Annotated in this window: 1 protein-coding gene; it reads left to right on the top strand. The window is 51.3% G+C overall.

From position 1 onward, the window contains the following. On the top strand, window positions 1-749 hold a 749-nt coding region (locus CWE21_RS13350; RefSeq protein ID WP_126834911.1), incomplete at its 5' end, for an IS110 family RNA-guided transposase. Between the last annotated feature and the right edge of the window lie 282 nt (window positions 750-1,031).

Below are 1,031 nucleotides of genomic sequence, written 5' to 3' on the forward strand. Positions count from 1 at the left end.
ATGACGCACGAGCGATTTGTGAAGCAGCGAGCCGGCCTGGCATGCCAACAGTACGATTAAAAACAGTGGCTGAGCAAGACGCAATGATGCTGATAAAGCAACGCGATGGCCTCGTCAGAGAGCGTACACGACAAGTGAACCGCATTCGCGGACAGCTGAACGAGTACGGCATTTTCATCGGCCAAGGCATTAATACGCTACGCCGTAAGTTGCCGGAGATTTTGGAAGATGCGGACAACGGCCTAGAAACGCTAGGGCGGTCATTGGTGCAGCTGTCGTACGATTATATCGTGGGCATTGATGCGCAGATTGAGTTGTACGAGAACAAGATAAAAGAGTTGGCACGCAGTAGTGCGCAAGCACAACGCTTGCAAACAGCACCGGGCATTGGGCCGATAACAGCGATGACGCTGATAGCGCAGCTCGGCGATATGAAACAGTTTGCGCACGCCAGAAGTGCATCGGAGTACTTAGGTGTGGTGCCTCGGCAGTTTAGTAGTGGCGGCAAAACGGTGCTTGGCGGCATAAGTAAACGCGGCAATAGTCAGTTACGAAGCTTGCTGATTCACGGTGCTCGCTCGGTGATACGAGTGGCCCGAAACAAGGATGATAAGCTCAGCCGCTGGGCGGTCAGCTTGGCAGAGCGCCGTGGCAATAATGTTGCCGCAGTTGCGGTTGCCAACAAGCTGCTCCGCATCGTTTGGGCGATGCAAACCAAAGAGCAAGAGTATCGAGTGATGGCTGCGTAAGTCATCGCAAATTTTAAATAGAGTACCCTGAAAGAACGACGTAAGAGCTACAACAACGATTGTGAATTAAAACTGATGGTAAACGAGTCATCCTGCATGGCGTGAGACCGATGAACTGCAGTCATTTTATGACGTTAGCCCGATAGGCCACACCATGCGCGGATTACATCAAGGCCCTACAATGAGCTAGAAGTGAATACATTGTGACTCGAGGCCGAATATACGAACGCAACTTCGCTTACGACCGGTTTTAACTTGCAAAGTTGGAGGAGACCATATACG

Origin of the sequence: Pseudidiomarina aquimaris, assembly GCF_003987395.1 — a bacterium.
Taxonomy (GTDB): Bacteria; Pseudomonadota; Gammaproteobacteria; order Enterobacterales; family Alteromonadaceae; genus Pseudidiomarina; species Pseudidiomarina aquimaris.